This window comes from Rhizobium sp. GW821-FHT14E12, assembly GCF_058803745.1.
Map to the genome: position 1 here is coordinate 205,998 of NZ_JBXAPH010000002.1, position 18,393 is coordinate 224,390.

General features: G+C 61.2%; 16 protein-coding genes. 8 read left to right on the plus strand and 8 right to left on the minus strand.

The genetic code is table 11. From position 1 onward, the window contains the following. Positions 1-85: 85 nt before the first annotated feature. From AC1RO0_RS09145 to AC1RO0_RS09175, 7 genes are read right to left on the minus strand one after another with little or no spacing between them, the layout of a single operon-like run. Positions 86-850, minus strand: coding sequence for a FadR/GntR family transcriptional regulator (locus AC1RO0_RS09145; RefSeq protein ID WP_498592584.1), 765 nt, complete (start codon positions 848-850; stop codon positions 86-88). 24 nt (positions 851-874) lie between these two features. Further along, entirely contained in the window at positions 875-1,936 is a 1,062-nt protein-coding gene (locus tag AC1RO0_RS09150) for a four-carbon acid sugar kinase family protein (RefSeq protein ID WP_498592585.1), read from the minus strand. Beyond that, the gene (locus tag AC1RO0_RS09155; protein ID WP_498593357.1) at positions 1,933-2,925 is read right to left on the minus strand and encodes an ABC transporter ATP-binding protein; all 993 of its coding nucleotides are present in this window, start codon (positions 2,923-2,925) and stop codon (positions 1,933-1,935) included. The genes AC1RO0_RS09150 and AC1RO0_RS09155 overlap by 4 nt, the downstream gene beginning before the upstream one ends. Continuing rightward, on the minus strand, positions 2,925-3,935 hold the full coding sequence (locus tag AC1RO0_RS09160; protein ID WP_498592586.1) for an ABC transporter ATP-binding protein: 1,011 nt from the start codon (positions 3,933-3,935) through the stop codon (positions 2,925-2,927). The genes AC1RO0_RS09155 and AC1RO0_RS09160 overlap by 1 nt, the downstream gene beginning before the upstream one ends. Beyond that, positions 3,932-4,891 (minus strand): ABC transporter permease, encoded by a 960-nt coding sequence (locus AC1RO0_RS09165; RefSeq protein WP_498592587.1) that lies wholly within the window; start codon positions 4,889-4,891, stop codon positions 3,932-3,934. Before AC1RO0_RS09165 ends, AC1RO0_RS09160 begins: the two co-directional genes overlap by 4 nt. Before the next feature lie 2 nt (positions 4,892-4,893). Beyond that, positions 4,894-5,850 carry an ABC transporter permease gene (locus AC1RO0_RS09170; RefSeq protein WP_498592588.1) on the minus strand — a complete coding sequence of 319 codons (957 nt, stop codon included), beginning with the start codon at positions 5,848-5,850 and terminating at the stop codon, positions 4,894-4,896. A gap of 46 nt (positions 5,851-5,896) precedes the next feature. Next, positions 5,897-7,537 carry an ABC transporter substrate-binding protein gene (locus AC1RO0_RS09175; protein WP_498592589.1) on the minus strand — a complete coding sequence of 547 codons (1,641 nt, stop codon included), beginning with the start codon at positions 7,535-7,537 and terminating at the stop codon, positions 5,897-5,899. Between the two features lie 287 nt (positions 7,538-7,824). Between AC1RO0_RS09175 and AC1RO0_RS09180 the strand changes: the two genes are divergently transcribed. The 4 genes from AC1RO0_RS09180 (at position 7,825) to pdxA (ending at position 12,192) form a co-directional block, all read left to right on the plus strand. Beyond that, a complete protein-coding gene (locus tag AC1RO0_RS09180; RefSeq protein WP_498592590.1) occupies positions 7,825-8,730 on the plus strand; it encodes a dihydrodipicolinate synthase family protein in 906 nt (301 codons plus the stop codon). Positions 8,731-8,740: 10 nt separating this feature from the next. Continuing rightward, positions 8,741-9,928, plus strand: coding sequence for a sialidase family protein (locus AC1RO0_RS09185; RefSeq protein WP_498592591.1), 1,188 nt, complete (start codon positions 8,741-8,743; stop codon positions 9,926-9,928). A 113-nt stretch (positions 9,929-10,041) separates the two neighbouring features. Next, positions 10,042-11,175: an iron-containing alcohol dehydrogenase gene (locus AC1RO0_RS09190; RefSeq protein ID WP_498592592.1), complete on the plus strand. Its 1,134-nt coding sequence runs from the start codon at positions 10,042-10,044 to the stop codon at positions 11,173-11,175. A 27-nt stretch (positions 11,176-11,202) separates the two neighbouring features. Then, a complete protein-coding gene (gene pdxA / locus AC1RO0_RS09195) occupies positions 11,203-12,192 on the plus strand; it encodes a 4-hydroxythreonine-4-phosphate dehydrogenase PdxA (protein ID WP_498592593.1) in 990 nt (329 codons plus the stop codon). 34 nt (positions 12,193-12,226) lie between these two features. Here the strand turns inward: pdxA and AC1RO0_RS09200 are convergent, their stop codons facing one another. Continuing rightward, entirely contained in the window at positions 12,227-13,126 is a 900-nt protein-coding gene (locus AC1RO0_RS09200) for a LysR family transcriptional regulator (RefSeq protein ID WP_498592594.1), read from the minus strand. A 96-nt stretch (positions 13,127-13,222) separates the two neighbouring features. On the opposite strand from AC1RO0_RS09200, the gene hglS reads away from it, so the two are divergent. From hglS to AC1RO0_RS09220, 4 genes are all read left to right on the plus strand, one after another. After that, positions 13,223-14,626 carry a 2-oxoadipate dioxygenase/decarboxylase HglS gene (hglS, locus tag AC1RO0_RS09205; protein ID WP_498592595.1) on the plus strand — a complete coding sequence of 468 codons (1,404 nt, stop codon included), beginning with the start codon at positions 13,223-13,225 and terminating at the stop codon, positions 14,624-14,626. A 10-nt stretch (positions 14,627-14,636) separates the two neighbouring features. After that, positions 14,637-16,058: an FAD-binding oxidoreductase gene (locus AC1RO0_RS09210; RefSeq protein ID WP_498592596.1), complete on the plus strand. Its 1,422-nt coding sequence runs from the start codon at positions 14,637-14,639 to the stop codon at positions 16,056-16,058. 119 nt (positions 16,059-16,177) lie between these two features. Beyond that, on the plus strand, positions 16,178-17,074 hold the full coding sequence (locus tag AC1RO0_RS09215; RefSeq protein ID WP_034516593.1) for a LysR family transcriptional regulator: 897 nt from the start codon (positions 16,178-16,180) through the stop codon (positions 17,072-17,074). A 132-nt stretch (positions 17,075-17,206) separates the two neighbouring features. Beyond that, positions 17,207-18,349 carry an ABC transporter substrate-binding protein gene (locus tag AC1RO0_RS09220; RefSeq protein ID WP_498592597.1) on the plus strand — a complete coding sequence of 381 codons (1,143 nt, stop codon included), beginning with the start codon at positions 17,207-17,209 and terminating at the stop codon, positions 18,347-18,349. The last annotated feature ends 44 nt before the right edge of the window (positions 18,350-18,393 follow it).

Genomic DNA, 18,393 nt, shown 5'->3' on the forward strand with positions numbered 1-18,393 from the left:
CTCAAGAGGATACGTTATTACGTATCGCTCTTATATCCACAAGGCTTGGCAGGCAAGCGGACGGTTGAGGGGATTCTTGGGGTCGCTAAAACGACAGGTCGAGCGCCCGTCCTTCAAAGAGGCGGTCCCTTGAGCCTTCAAGGTGGGCCTGCATCAGGTTTCGGGCATCTTCTGCACGACCCTCGGCAATCGCCTTGTAGATCGCATTATGCTCCTGGAATACCTGCTCAAGTCCCTGTCTCGGGCCAAGCAGCGACAATCCGTGCAGATGCATGCCGACGGCGATATGGGCTTTCAGCGCGTCCATGGACGCGGTGTAGTAATGGTTGTTGGCGGCTTCCGTCACCGAGCGGTGGAAATTGAAATCGGCATCCGTGCGATGAAGCTGATGGCTGGTGGCCTCGCGAAGATCCGCCAGTGCTGCGGCGATTTTCTGGATGGCGGCATCATCGCGTCTCTTCGCCGCGAAATAGGTGGCGGCCGGCTCGATCGTCAGACGGAATTCGTAGCAGCGCTGGATATCGGCGATCGTCTTGACCGGCGCATAGGCGAGCTGGGCGATCGGCGAGCCATGAGCGCTGACAAAGGTGCCGGCGCCCTGGCGTGCATAGACCATGCCCTGGTCGCGCAATCGCGCCAAAGCATCGCGGATGACGGGACGGGAAACACCCAGCATCGCGGCAAGCTCGTGCTCGCCCGGCAGGCGCGAATCCGGCGGGTAGTTTCCGGAGCGGATGCGTTCCAATAACTGGTCGAAAACGCGATCAACAAGCTTCACGGCCTTGCCGCGCTCGGGCTTGGCTGCCGGAGCCGCCTGCGCATTTGCCGATGCACCATTTGCTTCGTCCACGTTCATTCTCCTGCCGGCATTGTCTCAGGCCGCCTGATTCTGCGGAATCAGTCTTAGCAAACTATCAGAATTCCCGAAGCCTCCGGATTTCACCGCGCAGCCGAGCCGGGCGCCGTTAGCCATCGTCACGTCGAACCATGGAATACCCGCCTCGATTTCGCCCTTCGGCGTCAGAAGGCGAATTCCGAGTGCGCGAAAAACAGCGACGGCCGTATCGCCGCCGCCCATCATCAGCATATCCGGATGGGTATCCTCCATCACCGATGTTACGCCTTTCGCAAAACGGTCGGCCACAGCCGTCGCCTCCTCGGTGAGGTCGCCGGTGCAGCGGAGCAGAAGCGGAAGCATCTGCCCCTTGTCGCACTCCACCAGGCCCATCGGTGCGTCGACTGTCGTGCGTAAGCTGCCCGAAGCCTCGAGCGTGTCCATTTGGGTTGCCGTGATCGGATCGCGGGAGCCGAAGGCAAAAAGCGTCCTGCCGGTTGGCACGAAAGCCTGACCGGCCGTGCCTCCTCGGCCGATATGGCGGGCAAGCGCGCTACCGATGCCGCGCGCGCCAACGGCAAGCGCCGTCTTCCAGTCATGTCTCGCCATAAGCCGGTCGAGATCGTCGTCGCTCTCGGCATCGATGATGAGGACCGTCTCCGGGTGTGCCTCGAAGAGTTCGGCGATCGGCAGCGGATAATCCACGCCCCGGCCGACGACCTTGCCGTCTCGGGTAAAGCGTTCCTGATCCGGAATGGCCGGCGCAATCACGATGTCGCGGTGACCGAAGACGGCCGCAAGAGTCGCACTTTCCGCCGCCACATGGCCCTTCAAGCGCGAGTCGATCTTTTTCAGGATGATGTCCGGCGCGGCCGCAAGAAGAGCGTTGGCTGCAAGGCGGACCCTCTCCACGGCGTCCTCCGCCGACAATGCCCTCGAATCCGTATTGATCACGACGACTTCGGAGCGGCTTGCGAGCGCTTCCGGTATCGCGTCTATATCGATCGCGACGGTCACGGAGAGACCGGCCTCGACAAAGGGCGTGCCCGTGTCGAGCGCGCCGGTCAGGTCGTCGGCTATGATCGCAACCTTCAGCGTCATGCATCCACTCCCGTGTAGACCGCATGACAGGCGACGAAGTGACCGGGCTTGGCTTCCTTCCAGTCGGGGACGGCCTTGCCGCAGACATCCATCGCAATCGGGCAGCGGGTATGGAAGCGACAGCCGCTCGGCGGGTTGAGCGGGCTCGGCACGTCGCCCTGCAGGATCTGGCGGGTGCGACTGCGCTCCAGCGCCGGATCGGTTTCCGGAACCGCAGAGAGGAGCGCCTTGGTGTAGGGATGGAGCGGGTTGCCGAAGAGCTCCTCGCGGCTCGCAAGTTCCGCCAGACGACCCAGATACATGACGCCGACGCGGGTGCTGATGTGGCGAACGACGGCCAGATCGTGCGCGATGAAAAGATAGGTCAGGCCGTATTTTTCTTGCAGGTCGAGCAGGAGATTGATGATCTGCGCCTGGATCGAGACGTCAAGCGCGGAGATCGCCTCGTCGCAGACGATGAATTTCGGCTGACAGGCAAGTGCGCGGGCGATGACCACGCGCTGGCGCTGGCCGCCGGAAAGCTCATGGGGATAACGCTGTGCAAAGCGCGTCGGCAGGCCGACATCGGTCAGAAGCGTTGCAATCTTGTCCTTCAGCTCGGCCTTGGTGCAGAGCTTGTGAAAGAGCATCGGCTCACCGATCGCTTCGCCAACTGTCATGCGTGGGTTGAGCGTCGAATAGGGGTCCTGGAAGACGATCTGTAGATCGCGGCGGAAGGGCCGCATCTCCTTCTCGCTCAAGGCCGCGAGATCCTGCCCCTTGTAGATGATCCGGCCACTGGTTGCCTTGTAGAGGTTGAGGATGGTGAAGCCTGTCGTCGACTTGCCGCAACCGGATTCACCGACGAGGCTCAGCGTCTCGCCCTCCATAATCTCAAGGTCGACATTGTCGAGCGCATGGACGGTTGCCGCGCGTTCGCCGAAGGCGCCGAGCCGGACATGGAAATGCTTCACTAGGTTTTCGATCTTAAGCAGCGGTTGGACGCTCATCATGCAGCTTCCCGCATTTTCTGGACGACAAAACAGGCGGTACGATGGTTTCCGGCGCCGTTCAATGGCTCGAGCTTTGGCACGCGCTCGTGACAGGTGGCCTCCGCCAGCGGACAGCGCGGCGCAAACGGGCACCCATTGGGTCGGCGGCCTGGTTCCGGCGGTGTCCCGCCGATTGAACTCAGCCGGCTCGACGGCGCATCCGAAAGCTTTGGGATCGAGGCCAGTAGACCGCGCGTGTAGGGGTGGCTCGGACGGGCGTAAAGTTCATCGACCGGCGCATCTTCGACGACGGTGCCGGCATAGAGCACGGCGACGCGGTCGACGAGGCCGGCGATCAACGCCAGATCATGGGTAATCCAGACGACGGACATGCCGAGCTTGCGGCGCAGCTCCTTCACGAGGTCGACGATCTGGGCCTGGATCGTCACGTCGAGCGCCGTGGTCGGCTCGTCGGCGATCAGCAGTTTCGGATTGCAGGCGAGGCCGATCGCGATCATCACGCGCTGGCGCATGCCGCCGGAGAGCTCGTGTGGATAGGCCTGCAGCCGCTCCTCCGGGCCGGGGATGCCGACGAGGCGCAGCAGTTCGACGGCACGCTCGCGAGCCTCGCCCTTGCGCAGTCCGCGATGATAGATCAACGGCTCGCAGATCTGGTCACCGACACGCATCACCGGGTTCAGCGAGGTCATGGGATCCTGGAAGACGAAGCCGATATCGCCACCGCGCACCTTGCGCAACTCGCGGTTCGACATGGTCTGCAGGTCGCGGCCATCGAAGTGGGCGGACCCCTTCGTCACCCTGATCTTGTTGGGCAAGAGCCGCATCAGGCTTAGCATCGTCAGGCTCTTGCCGCAGCCGGACTCTCCGACGACGCCGAGCGTTTCACCCCTGTTGACGTGAAGATCGATGCCGTCGACCACGACGGCCGGGCCGTTGCGGCCGGCGATTTCGACGGTCAGGCCGCGGACATCGAGCAGGCGTTCGTTGGATGTGCTCGTATCGATCATTTGCTGCCTCGCGGATTGAGCGCGTCGTTGAGGCCGTCGCCGAGGAAGCTGAAGGCGACCGAGGCAAGGCCGAGGACGGCCGCTGGAGCGGCGAGGAGATGGGGATAGTGTTGCCAGACGCGCAGGCCATCCGAGATCATATTGCCCCAGCTTGGCGTCGGCGGATTGACGCCGATGCCGAGGAAACTGAAGGCGCTTTCCAGTACCATGGCGGTTCCGAGCCCGGCGCTGACGGAGACGATCAGCGGCCCGAGTGCGTTCGGAACGACATAGCGCTTCATGATGATCCAGTTGGAAAGACCGAGCGCCTGCGCCGCGGTGATATAGGGCCGGCTGCGGATCGACAGCACCTGCGCGCGAACGAGGCGCGCATAGGGCGGCCAGGAGATCAGCGCCATCGAGCCGAAGACCAGCATGAAGTCGACCCATATGGTCTCCCGATAGAAGGGATTGAGCGTCGCCATGTAACGCGCCTCCATCCATTTCGAAATCGGCGATTTCAACGATGCGTTGATGACGACGACCAGCAGGAGGTTCGGAACCGACATGGTCATGTCCGTCAGCCACATGATGGCGCGGTCGAATGGATTGCCGAAGAAGCCGGCGATGGCGCCGAGCGTGAGGCCGATCAACACGGCGATAAAGGTGACGACGATCGCAACCAGAAAGGCCGTGCGCGTGCCGAAGACAACGCGGCTGAAGACGTCGCGGCCGAGATCGTCCGTGCCGAAGAGATGATGCAACGAGGGGGCTGCGTTTCGCGCCTGGAGATCCTGGCTCAGATAGTCATAGGGCGTGAGATAAGGCCCGAAGATCGCCGCAAAGGCGAGGATGGTGACAGCGATCAGGCCGAAGATGGCGAGCTTGTTGCGCTTCAGACGATGCCATGCGTCGCGCCACAGGCTGACTGGCGGCTCTTCTTCGCTGGCGATCGGGGAGAGAGGGACGGCGGACATGGTCAGCGGCTCCTTCTTGCATCGTTGGCGCGCGGATCAAGCAGCGGATAGAGCACATCGACCAGAAGGTTCGAGAGCATCACCAGGAAGGAACCGATGAGCGTGATCGCCAGGATGACGGGATAATCCGAATTGATCAGCGCCTGCACCGTCAGCCGGCCGAGGCCGGGCAGGCCGAAAACCAGTTCGACGAAGATCGCGCCGTTGACGATGGTGATCATGATCAGCCCGAGTTGGGTAACCACGGGCGTCAGCACCGGTCGCAGGATATGGCGAAGCGCAACGATGATCTCCGGCACGCCCTTGGCGCGAGCGGTGCGGACGAAATCCTCCGACAGGACCTCGATGACGGCGGCGCGCGTCTGGCGCACGATCAGGGCAATCGGCTGAAAGGAGAGCACGATGAGCGGCAACAGAATGCGTAGGTCGAGTACGCCGCCCCAGCCATAGGGCACCTTCACGCCCGGCAGAAGGACGATCAGCCCGACCATCAGGAGCGGGCCGGCAACATAGGCCGGGATCGCCCAGAGGAAGAGGGCGGAGCCGAGGATGGCATAGTCAATACGCGTGTTCTGGTTCAGCGCGGCGATCATGCCGAGCGGGATGGCCACGATCGTCGTCAGGATGATGGAACAGAGCGCCAGCTGGAAGGATACCGGTGCCGCCGCCGAGACCATCGCCCAGACGGACCGACCAGAGCTTAGCGAATTGCCGAACTGGCCGTGCAGCAGGTTCCAGATGTAAAGCCCGAACTGGACGATGAACGGCTTGTTGAGGCCAGCGCTTTCGCGGATAGCCTCGATGCGCTGCGGATTGTAGGCGACATCGCCGGGCGCGCGCAGAAAGATGAGCTTGATCGGATCGCCAGCGCCGTAGAATGCCAGTGCATAGACGGCCAGCATCACGATCAGCACCGACGGAATCCAGATGGCAAACCGGGTCAGCACGTAGCGTAGCAAGGTCACCTCCCAGTTGTTGGTCGAAGTGGTCCGCGATCAGCGCGGACTAGCCGATCGAAATGTCCCAGGGCGCCACGACCTGCCAGTCGAGGTTCTTGTTCATGCCCTTGACCTCCTTGGTGGCCCAGCGTGACATCGCCTGAGAATACCATGGAATGAAGGCCCAATCGTCGCGGAATGCCTTCTGGGCATCCTGCGCAAGCTTGACGCGTTGCGGATCGTCGACGGCCTTTGTCGCCGCTTCGGCAAGGGCCGCGTCGACCTTGTCGTTCTTGTATCCGCCAAGCTTGTTCTGCGCATTCGACGAGGTCGAGGCGATGCAGCCGGCGAGATAGGAGACGGCGTCCGGAACGCGGGTGCCGACATCGTCGCGGAAGACCTGAACCGAATTCTGGTCCGGGCCGGCATAGGAGTCCTGCTGCGGCTTCATGTCGACTGCGGTGATGCCGAGGTTCTGGCGCCACTGTTCGGCGATGAACTGCGCGGCCGCCTGAATGGCCGGCGCGGAAATGCCGACGAACAGGATCTTCGGCAGGCGTTCCGGGCCGCCATAGCTCGATTCGGCGAGCAGCTTCTTGGCCACCGAGGGATCATAGGGGTAGGGTTCGAAGCCGGAATTTTCCGCGCCGGGCACGGCGTTGAGGATCTGATCGGTCTTTTTGTGCGGGCCATCCGGATAGGAGGCCTTGAACAGCCCATCGCGGTCGACCGCCATGATCAGTGCCTGGCGAACCTTCGGATCGTCCATCGGCGCGCGGGACGTATTGAACCAGAAGTGCTGGCTGGTCGGGATGAGCGGGCCGGCGGAGAATTCGGGGCCGAGATCCTGTATGATCGTCGAGGTGATCAGCTCGGTATGAGCATTGAATTCGCCCGATTTGATCAGCGAGGTCGCGGTGACGTTATCCTCGATCGAGGTGATTTCGATGCGCGCCAGTTTCGGCTTCGGCCCGAAGAAATTCTCGTTCGGTTCGAAGGCGAGCTTGCCGGCGTCGATGTCGATGCTGGTGAGCTTGAACGGGCCGGAGAAGACGGGCTTGTTTTCCGGCTTGTACCAATCGATGATCTCTTCACCGTCGTTGCCGCGCGACTGCGCCGCCTTGGTGATTGGCGCGATATGGTTGGCAAGGCGCATGAAGAAGATCGGGTCGACCTCGGTGAGCGTAACGACGACGGTGCTCTCGTCGGGTGTCGAGACGCCCGTCAGTTCCGTGCCCGCGCCATTGCTGATGTCCTTGTAGCCCTGAACCTTGCCTAACACTTGGTCGGCGCGTTGGCTCTTGGTGTTCGGCATGGAGGCCACTTCCCACGAACCCTTGATATCGGCCGAGGTGATCTTGCTGCCATCGGAAAAGACCGCCTTGGGATCGATCTTGAAGGTCCAGACCTTGTTGTCGGAGGTCTCCCAACTGGTGAAGACGTATGGCTGGATCTTGCCGTTGCTGTCGAAATACATCGGCGAGGCCCACCAGATCGAGTTCCAGCGGAAGGTTCTGCCGCCGCCGCGCAATGGCGACCAATCCTGATCGAAAGCGGGATTGGCGACCTTCAGCACCTGGCCCTCATCGGCAAGCACAATGCGCGCATTCATCCCGAAAACCGTGAACCCGACGCCGGCTGCAAGGCCCAGCTTCAAGGCGTCGCGGCGCGACACCTGCGTCTTTGGCGCAGTATTCCGCTCAGTCATCCGTTCCTCCCAAAAACAGAATCCGAGACGCCTCCAACTTCTCTCTCCCGAAGGGCGTCATGGTAGGCGTGAACACTCAACCGACAATGTAAATATGTCAATAAAAAATAATTTTAAATAAGCGATATCGGCCTATGAAAATAATTTATGTTTTATTTTCAGCTGGTTGAAAAACGAAGGCGGATCTTGCGGGTATTGTTATATTGACAACACTCTAGGCTGGGTTGATGAAAACATCATTCTGCGGGCCGCTTTGCCGCCTGCTATGCTCATCCGAGGAGGACGATATGAGCAATCACAAGATTACAGGCGTATTCAGCGCGGCCGCAACGCCGCTGAATGCCGACGGCAGTCCGGATCTGGGGTTGTTCACCGAACATTGCCAGCGCCTCCTCGGTGAGGGCTGTCATGGCGTGGCGCTTCTCGGCACAACCGGCGAGGCGAATTCCTTCTCTTCAAGCGAGCGCCGCGCAATCCTGGAGGCGGCGCTGAAGGCGGGAATTCCGGCCGATCGGCTGCTTCCGGGCACCGGCGTGACAGCCATCCCTGAGACGGTGGAACTCACCAGGCATGCGCTTTCACTCGGCGTCACCAAGGTGGTGATGCTGCCACCATTCTATTACAAGGGCGTTTCCGATGACGGGCTCTTTGCCGCCTACGCGCAGATGCTTGAGGCGGTCGCGGATCCTCGGTTGCAGGTTATCCTCTATCATATTCCCCAGGTCTCCGGCGTACCGCTCTCCGTGCCACTGATCGGCCGGTTGATCGAAGCGTTTCGCGATACCATCGTCGGCATCAAGGAATCTGCGGGCGATTTCAATAATATGCAGGCGATTATCGCCGCCCATCCCGGCTTCTCCGTTCTCGCCGGCGCCGACCCGTTGCTGCTGCCGCTGCTAAAGGCCGGTGGTGCCGGCTGCATCACCGCCACGTCCAATCTGGTCGCGGATTCGCTGCGCACTGTTTATGACCATGTCCATGACGAGATGCGTGCCGCCGATGTCGATGCGGCCCAGGCGCGCATCAACGCCTATCGCACGCTGTCCAACGCCTATGTGCAGATCCCCACGATCAAGGCGATGATCGGGTTGAAGACCGGCAATGCGGCCTGGAGGCGAACGCGCGCGCCGCTGATGCCGCTCAGCGATGCGGATCATGCATCCCTTTCCGACGCCTACGCCAAGCTGTCATAGGAGAGCGATCATGACCTTCTCGGGCTTGCAGCCGGACGCCGTGCCGGCACTGATGACGGGCGAGATCCTTGCCAACCCCACGGAGAAGGCGCGCGCGGATGCCTATCTGTCCTCTCCCTGCATTCAAAATCACGCCGCCAATCTCGCCTTTCTTCCCGATGGGACGCTTACATGTGTTTGGTTCGGCGGCACTATGGAAGGCATGGGCGACATTTCTATTTACATGTCGCGCCTTCCCCCCGGAGCAACGCGCTGGTCGGCGGCGGAGAAAATGTCCGAAGATCCGGCAAAATCAGAGCAGAATCCCTTGATTTTCAACGCTCCTGACGGACATGCCTGGCTTCTCTATACCTCGCAGACCTCCGGAAATCAGGATGGGTCGGTTGTCAAATGCCGGGTCTCGGTCGATAACGGCAAGACGTTCGGCGAGGTCCGCGTGCTCTGCGATCTCCCGGGCACGTTTGTCCGCCAGCCGATTATCGTGAACGGCCGCGGCGCGTGGCTGCTCCCGGTCTTTCGCTGTATCGGATTGCCCGGCGAGCGCTGGACGGGCGATGCCGATACGGCCGGCGTGTTGATCTCGCATGACCAGGGCAAGAGCTGGGTGATGACGGCGGTGCCGGACAGTCTTGGCGCGGTTCACATGAACATCGTTCCGCTCGAGGGCAACAATCTCGTCGCCTTCTATCGCAACCGTTTTGCCCAGTCCGTGCTTGCCAGCCGCTCCGCTGATGGCGGTGAGAGTTGGAGCACGCCGCAGCCGATAGACCTGCCGAACAACAATTCTTCCATTCAGGCCGTGAAGCTGAAAAATAGCGTTATCGCAATGGTTTATAACCATTCGAATGCATCGATGTCAGATGCCCGGCGGCAGTCGCTCTACGATGAAATCGAGGGCGGGGAGACGATCGGCGCGGCACCATCGCAGACGCTTGAGCGACGAAAGGCGGTCTGGGGCGTGCCACGCGCACCGCTCAGCCTTGCCTTCTCCAGCGATGGCGGCGCAAGCTTTCGGCGCCGGATCGATCTCGATGCCGGCGACGGCTATTGCCTCAGCAACAATTCGAAGGATTCGCTCAACCGCGAATTTTCCTATCCGTCGATCGTGCAGGGGGCGGATGGCGTGGTGCACGTCGCCTACACCTATTATCGCCGGGCTATCAAATATGTGCGGCTGTCGCCGGAGGCGATCGGATGAATGCCAATCGACTTGCCAGGAGCCGGTGCTTGCAAAGTAGAGCTGCGTTGTATAACAAATTTACATCTGCGTGACAGCTGGATGCCGCGGCATCCACAGGGAGGAGCAGTCCGGTGGTCAGCTTGGATTCGCCTATTACAATCGTCCGGCCGCATCTGATCGAGTTCGGTGTGGGGACGGCGGAGCGCCTCGGCAAATGGGCGAGCGAAAAGGGCTATGGCCGGATTCTCGTTATCTCCGATGCGTTCAACGCGAAGCGCGTCGATGCTCTCGCCCTGAAAGGCGATATCACGATCTTCGCTGATGTGACGCCTGAGCCGGATACCGCCAATCTCGACAAGGTTCTTGCCGCGGCGAACGCAGCCAATGCTGATCTCGTCGTGGGTTTCGGCGGCGGCAGCGCCATGGATCTCGCCAAGCTCGCCGCGGTTCTCGCCGGCTCGTCGCAGAGCCTGCATGAGGTTGTCGGTCCGAATAAGGTCAAAGGCCCGCGACGTGTCGCGCTGGCGCAGGTGCCGACAACGTCCGGCACCGGCAGCGAGGCCGGTATTCGTGCGCTAGTCACTGATCCCAAGACGAAGGCAAAGCTTGCCGTCGAGAGCCTGCATATGCTGGCTGATATCGCCGTCATCGATCCGGCGCTGACCTTTACGGTTCCGGCGCGTATAACGGCGGCAACCGGTGTCGACGCCATGGCTCATTGCGTCGAGGCTTTCACCAATCGCAAGGCGCATCCGATGGTCGATCTCTATGCGATCGAGGGAACCCGGCTCGTCGGCAAATATCTGGCGCGGGCGGTCAGGGATGGTTCCGATGCCGAGGCGCGCGCCGGCCTGTCGCTCGCGTCTCTCTATGGCGGCTTCTGTCTTGGCCCGGTCAATACCGCGGGCGGCCATGCGCTTGCCTATCCGCTCGGCACACGCTGGCATGTCGCCCATGGGGCGGCGAATGCGTTGATCTTTCCACATGTACTCGCCTTCAACACGCCATCCGTTCCCGAAAAGACGAAGCTCGTTATGGATGCGCTCGGACGTGGGGCATCGGAGAGCATTCAGTCGGTCTTCGATACCGCCTACAGCTTCTGCGCTGGGCTTGGCATCGAAATGACACTCTCCGGCCTCGGCGTCCCGAAAGATGATCTCGATGCCATGGCGGACGATGCCTTTGCCATCCGCCGGCTGCTCGATAATAATCCGCGCGATCTGTCGCGCGCCGATATTCGCTCGATCTACGAAGCCGCCTTCTGAGCGCGCCGCCGAAAGGGAATGGGACTGATGGACAGGAATGCGAAAGTCGCGGTGACCCTGGGCGATCCCGCCGGCGTCGGCCCGGAGGTGATCGTCAAGGCGCTGGCGGCGATGCCGGAGGCAGAGCGCCGCGATTTCGTGATCGTCGGCAATATTGAAGCGCTTGAGCGCGCCGATCGCGCCGCCGCGACCGGGCTGGTGTTTGCGCCCGCCGATATCGCTGGCCCAGGCCGGATTGCGGTCGACGAAGTTGCGCTCGGTGCGCCTTTGCCCGAGATCGGCAAGGTCAGCCCGATCGCCGGCGACGCGTCGGTGCGCTACATCAGCCGCGCCGTCGATCTGGCCATGTCGGGCGTTGCCGACGTGATCGTCACGGCCCCGATCAACAAGGAGGCGATGAACCTCGCCGGTCATCATTTCGACGGTCATACCGGCTTGTTGGCGCATCTGACGGGTTCGAAGAGCTCATTCATGCTGCTGGCCTCGGAGCGGCTGAACACCATTCACGTCTCGACGCATGTCTCTCTCAGAGGCGCGATCGAGCGCGCCAGGACGGAGCGCGTGCTGGCGACCATCGAGGCTGGACACAATCACTTCCTGCGGCTTGGCAGGACGGCGCGCATCGCCGTTGCCGGCCTCAATCCGCATTGCGGCGAAAACGGCCTGTTCGGCACTGAGGATATGGAGTTCTTGGCACCGGCCGTCGAGCAGGCACAGGCGAAGGGGATCGACGTCGTCGGTCCGATTTCGGCCGATACCGTGTTTGCGCGCGCCTATAATGGCGCTTTCGACCTCGTCATCGCGCAGTATCACGATCAGGGTCACATCCCGATCAAGCTCGTCGCCTTCGAGACCGCCGTCAACGTGTCATTGGGACTGCCGATCGATCGTGTATCCGTCGATCATGGCACCGCTTTCGACATTGCCGGAACCGGCAAGGCCAATCATGTGAACATGCTTTCGGCGATCGCCTATGCCCGGCTAATGGCGCGTTCGCCGCGCCGCAAGGCTGTTTGATCTGATACTAGCTTTCCCTTGGCAGCGCAGGCACCTAATCCATGCTGGCCTGGCCGATCAACCAGTCCTTGAAGGCGTTCGCCACTTCATTGCTCTGGCGGCCTTCGGGCAGCACGACATAGTAGCTGAATTCGGTGGCCATCGGCAGATCGAAGACCGGCACGAGCGCGTCTGCGCGAACCTCCTCTTCGATCAGGTGGGAGGGGAGGAGTGCGACCCCCATGTCGGCGAGGGCGGCGCCGATAATCATCGAAAACTGGTCGAAGCGATTGCCGCGAAAGCCGTTGTCCGTCGTCACCCCATTGGTTTCGAACCATTGCGACCAGAGGCGCGGGCGGGTGGTGAGATGGAGCAGCGGCGCGGCGGCAAGATCAGCTGGGGCTTGCGCCCGCAATTTCTCGACGACTTTCCGGCTTGCGACCGGCAGCACAAGTTCGCTGTAGAGGAAGGTCGATGTCGCCTTCGCCCAGCTCGGCTGGCCATAGTGAATTGCGAGGTCGAAATCTTCCAGGTCGAAATCGAAGGGCTCTGAGCGTGAGCCCACGGTCAGCGCCAGCGAGGCATGGCTGGCCAGAAAATCGGGCAGGCGCGGCATCAGCCAGCGTGCGCCGAAGGTCGGAAGCGTTGCGATGGTGAGCGACTCGTCCTTGTCGGCCGAAGCGACTGCCCGCATCATCAGCTGTTCGGACTGGGCAAGCAGGCGCTGCACCTCGGACAGCAGGCGTTTTCCAGGCTCCGAAAGGATGACGCGCCGGCGCACGCGCTCGAAGAGCAGCAGCCCGGTTTGTTCCTCCAACGCATGGATCTGCCGGCTCACGGCGCTCTGCGTCAGGTTCAGCTCTTCGGCCGCTCGGGTGAAATTGCCATGCCTAGCGGCACATTCGAAAGCCTGAAGATTGGCGATGTCAGGAACCAGGCTGCGGCGCATATTCATTCTCAAAATGCATCAACTTAGCCAAGAATGTCATGAGACAACCATTCCAACAAGCAATATTGTGCGGAAAAGGAATGAACTCGCTCGCAAGAAAGAATGCCCGTGACCACGTTGCATGTTTCCCCCGATGAAATTCGCCACGCATTCTCCGCCGCCATGTCGGACATGTATCGCAAGGAAGTCCCTGCCTATGGCTCGCTGATGGAGCTGGTGTCGGAGGTCAATGCGGAAACGCTGGCCGCGAACCCCGAGTTTCAGGAGCGCCTTGACGAGACGGACTCGCTTGCGCGGATCTCCGAGGAGCGGCATGGCGCAATCCGCCTCGGCACCGCCGCCGAGCTTGCCATGATGCGGCGGATCTTTGCGGTGATGGGCATGTATCCGGTCGGCTACTACGATCTTTCGACGGCAGGCGTGCCGGTGCATTCGACCGCCTTTCGCCCCGTCGGCGATGCCGCCCTCAAGCGCAATCCCTTCCGCGTCTTCACCTCGCTTCTCCGGCTCGATCTGATCGCGGACGAGACGCTGCGTGCCGAGGCCGAGGCCATCCTTGCCCGCCGGCGGATCTTCACGGAAGGCGCGATCGCGCTTGCCGAAAAAGCTGAGAAAGATGGGGGCCTCGTCGCGAACGATGCCGACCGGTTCGTTTCCGAAGTCCTCGAAACTTTCCGTTGGCATGACCGCGCCAACGTCAGCCCCGAACTCTATCATCGCCTGCATGATGCTCACCGTCTGATCGCCGACGTCGTCTCCTTCAAGGGGCCGCATATCAATCACCTGACGCCGCGCACGCTCGACATCGATCTCGTCCAGGCCCGCATGCCGGCGCACGGTATCGTGCCGAAAGCCGTGGTCGAGGGGCCGCCGACCCGCCAATGCCCGATCCTGTTGCGCCAGACCTCGTTCAAGGCGCTCGAAGAGCCAGTGTCCTTTCGTGCGGAGGATGGTTCCTGGCAAGCCGGTTCGCACACCGCCCGCTTCGGCGAGATCGAGCAGCGCGGCATCGCGCTGACTCCCAAGGGCCGCGCGCTCTATGACGCGCTCCTCACCGATTCCCGTGGGATCGTTCGGCCGGCTGCCGACGGTTCGAATGCCAGGGAATATGAGGCGGCACTCGCCAAAGCCTTCGAAACCTTCCCGGACAATTGGGAGGCGATCCGTACCGAAGAGCTTGGCTATTTCAGCTATTCGCTGACGGAAAAGGGCCGTGAGGCAGGCAAGCGTACGGGCGGCGGTCTTGAACAATGGATTGCCGGCGGTCTGGTGCAGTTCGATCCTATCGTCTACGAGGACTTCCTGCCGGTGAGCGCAGCGGGTATCTTCCAGTCGAATCTCGGCGACGACGCGCAGCATGAATTTGCTGCCAGCCCCAATCAGCTGCATTTCGAGGCGGATCTTGGGGCAAGCGTGCTCAACGAATTCGATCATTATGCCGGCATCGAACAGGCCTCTATCGAAGCGTGCCGCCGGGCGCTGAATTGGACGGAGGCCGCGGAATAGGGGAAAGCGGATGCTCGAGAACAGGCACGTCGATGAGCTGAGACAGCTTCTTGGCGACAAGGGCATTCTGACCGAGGCCGGGGATATCGCAGCCTACGAGACCGGTGCGCGCTACGACAAGGGCCGAGCGGCGGCGGTTCTGCGCCCATGCTCGACGCAAGAGGTCTCCGCCGCTGTCGCCTACTGCGTCCGGCACGGTATTCCTATCATCCCGCAATCCGGGAATACCGGTCTTGTTTCCGGCTCCACGCCGGACAGCTCGGGCCGTGAGATCGTATTGAGCCTCGATCGCATGACGGGGGCTTTCGCGATCGATATCGACAACCGCTCGTTGCGCGCAGGTGCCGGCTGGCGGCTCTCCGATGTCAACCGCAAGCTGGAGGAGCATGGCCTGTTCTTCCCGATTGATCTCGGCGCCGATCCTCGGCTCGGCGGGATGCTCGCGACCAATACCGGCGGATCCCGTTTTCTGAAATACGGGGACGTGCGCCGCAACACGCTTGGTCTGACGGTCGTGCTGGCCGATGAGAATGGTACGGTGCTCGATCTGGCGAGCGATCTGCGCAAGAACAATACCGGCGTCGACTGGAAGCAGATCTTCATCGGCACATCGGGCGCCTTCGGCATCATCACCGAATGCGTGCTCAATCTGGAACCGCTGCCGCGCCAGATGGCGACTGCCTATCTGGTGCCGAAGAGCGATGCCGATGTCATGCCGCTCCTGCGCGCTATGGAAGAGCGGCTCGGTAGCTATCTCTCCGCCTTCGAGGGCATGTCGGCCAATGCGGTATCCGCTGCTCTCGATCATGTTCCGTCACTGCGCAATCCGTTCGAGCGCGGCGAGGTGCCATCCTATGTCATCCTGGCGGAAGTGAGCCGCAGCTGGGCGCCACGCGAGGGCGAGCAGTCGCTCGACGAGGTGCTGGAGACAGTGCTTGCCGAAATATGGGAGAGTGAGGCGGCACCGCTTGCCGACGCCTTCGTCGGTCCGGCCCACGAGATGTGGGCGCTTCGGCACGCGCTTTCGGAAGGTGTCAAGCATTCCGGCAAGCTGATCGCCTTCGACCTTTCCTTCCGCCGCGGCGACATCATGACCTTCTGCGCTCATATGCGGGCCGAGATGCCGGCGCTCTTCCCCGAGATCAGGATCTGCGATTTCGGCCATATCGGCGATGGCGGTGTTCACTTCAATCTCGTGGTGCCAAAGGACAGCGAAATCGCGAGTGATCCGGATTTCGAGCGTCGTTTGCGCGATTTCGTCTTCAAGGTCGCCGTCGAGGATTTTGGCGGCAGCTTCAGTGCCGAACACGCGATCGGCCGCAAGAACCAGCCCTATTATGATCTCTATACGGCCGAGAAATTGCGGGATCTGGCTGGCGGCCTGAAAATCCTCCTTTCGCCCGGCGCCCTCGGCGCCGTCCGTTTCGGATAGGCAAGGTGAGCAATCTGGCGGGCGAGGCTGTTTGAGCCTCGCGAACCCATTGATTTAACGGAATGCCCATAGGATCGTGCCGGAATTCTCAGTGTCTGACTCGGGAGAGGGCCGCGACGATGTTGACGCTCCGCCAGATCGAAGTGATCCGCGCGATCATGATTACCGGCACCATTGCCGGCGCGGCCAACCTGCTTGGCGTCTCGGCTCCCGGTATCAGCCGGTTGATGAAATACACCGAGGATTCGCTGAATGTGCGTCTCTTCAACCGCAGCCATGGGCGCTATGTGCCGACGCCCGAGGCGCGGCATGTTTTCGGCCTTCTCGACACCGTCTACCGCCAGGTCGAGGATCTCCAGTTCGCGGTCGACCGGCTTGGCAAGGGAGACAGCCGGCTTTTGAGCGTTGGCTCGGTTCCGAGCATCGCTAATGTCATGGTGCCGAAATCGATCGCCGGGATCAGGGATCGCTACCCGGAGCTCGATGTCGACATCAACATCCTGAAGATTGAGGAAGCCATCGACTACCTCCTTGTCGGGCGCGGCGAGGTGGTGGCGATCAGCTCGTTTCTCGAACATGCGATTGTTCATTTTGCGCCGCTGGCGACCGGGCGACTGCTTTGTATCGTACCGGAGCACAGCGAGCTGGCCGAAAAGAAGAGCATTTCTCCCGAGGAGATCGTCAAGCACACGCTGATCGGCATCGATCCGAACGATCCGTACGGGCGTGTGATGACCGAAATCTTCCGACGCCACGACCTGAACTACAGGATGAAGATCAGGGCCAGGTTCGGCACGACCGTCTGCGCGCTCGTGGCGGCGGAGCTGGGCATCGCCATTATCGATCAGTTCACAGTTGCCGGCGGCGGTATACGCGGTGTCAAATGTCTTGAAATCGAGGCCGATACCACCTTTCACACCTATGCCGCATATCGCAACGATGTGGTGCTTTCGGTCTTCGCCGAAGAGTTCATCGAACTGCTGCGCATCGAGATGGAAGCGGCCGCACGAAATTAACATCATGTTATGCATGTCATATGCTTTGGTATTTGCAGTTATCATTGGCATCGGCCAAAATCGCTGAACGAATCCGGCAAGGGGAGATGTTTCTGCCGGGATCGACACGACAATATGAGGAGGAGATCGAGAATGAACCGGAGAAGTATGTTGTGGCTGGCGACGGCCGCGGCCATGTGGGTTGCGGTGCCGCAAGCCTCGATGGCGCAGGATGTGATCAAGTTTGCCGACGTCATCGAACTCTCAGGCGCCGGTGCCGCTGTCGGCACCAATTGGCGTGATGGCTTGAAGCTTGCCGTCGAGGAGATCAATGCCGCTGGCGGCATTCTCGGCCAGAAGGTCGAAGTCACGGATTACGATACCCAGACCGACCCGACCACGTCGCGCGCGATGGTGCAGAAGGCCATCGATGACGGCGCCTATGTCATCATGGGGCCGATCTATTCCGGATCCGTCAAGGTCAACATGATGGTCGCGATGCAGAATGGCGTCCCGCAACTGTCCGGGGCGGAAGCGCCCGACATTACTCGCATGAACAACCCCTATATCTTCCGGACCTCGTTCGGCGCGCAGCAATCGATGCCGAAGCTCGTCAAATATCTCGCCGAGGAGGTCAAGGCAAAGTCGGTTGCGGTTGCCTGGGTCAATGACGATTTCGGCAAGGGCGGTCGCGATTCCTTCGTCAAGGAACTGAAGAGCCGCGGCATCAATGTCGCGGCGGACGTTTCCAGCGAAGTGGGGCAGGCGGATTTCGCCGCCGATGTAGTCAAGCTGAAGTCGAGTGGCGCTGATACGATCTTTGCCTATCTGCACGAGGAAGAAAGCGCCAGGCTGCTCAAGGAGCTGCAAAAGCAGGGCGTCAAATTGCCGATCTTCGGCGAAACGACGCTGATGAACCAGAAGGTCGTCGATCTTGCCGGCGATGCCGTCAATGGCGTTCGCGGTCACGTCGGCCTGATGGCTGATGCGCCGGTGCCTGGAATTCAGGAGTTCGCCAAGAAATTCCAAGCCAAATATAATTACAAGCCTGATCATAATGCCATCAAGGCCTATCTCGGCGCCTATGCGGTCAAATATGTCACGACAAAGAACGGCAAGGTCGACCGTCAAGCGCTTGCCGATACGCTGCACGGCCTGACGATCACGCCGAAGGACGAGCCCGGCATCCTGATCGAGACCTCCTGGGACGACAAGGGTGAAGTCAACCGCGACAGCTTCCTCGTCGAAGTCGAGGGCGGCAAGCAGGTTGTCGTCGCGACCATCCCCAAGCTCTGAACCCGTTGTTTCCGGCATCCGACGCTGAATGTCGGATGCCGCCT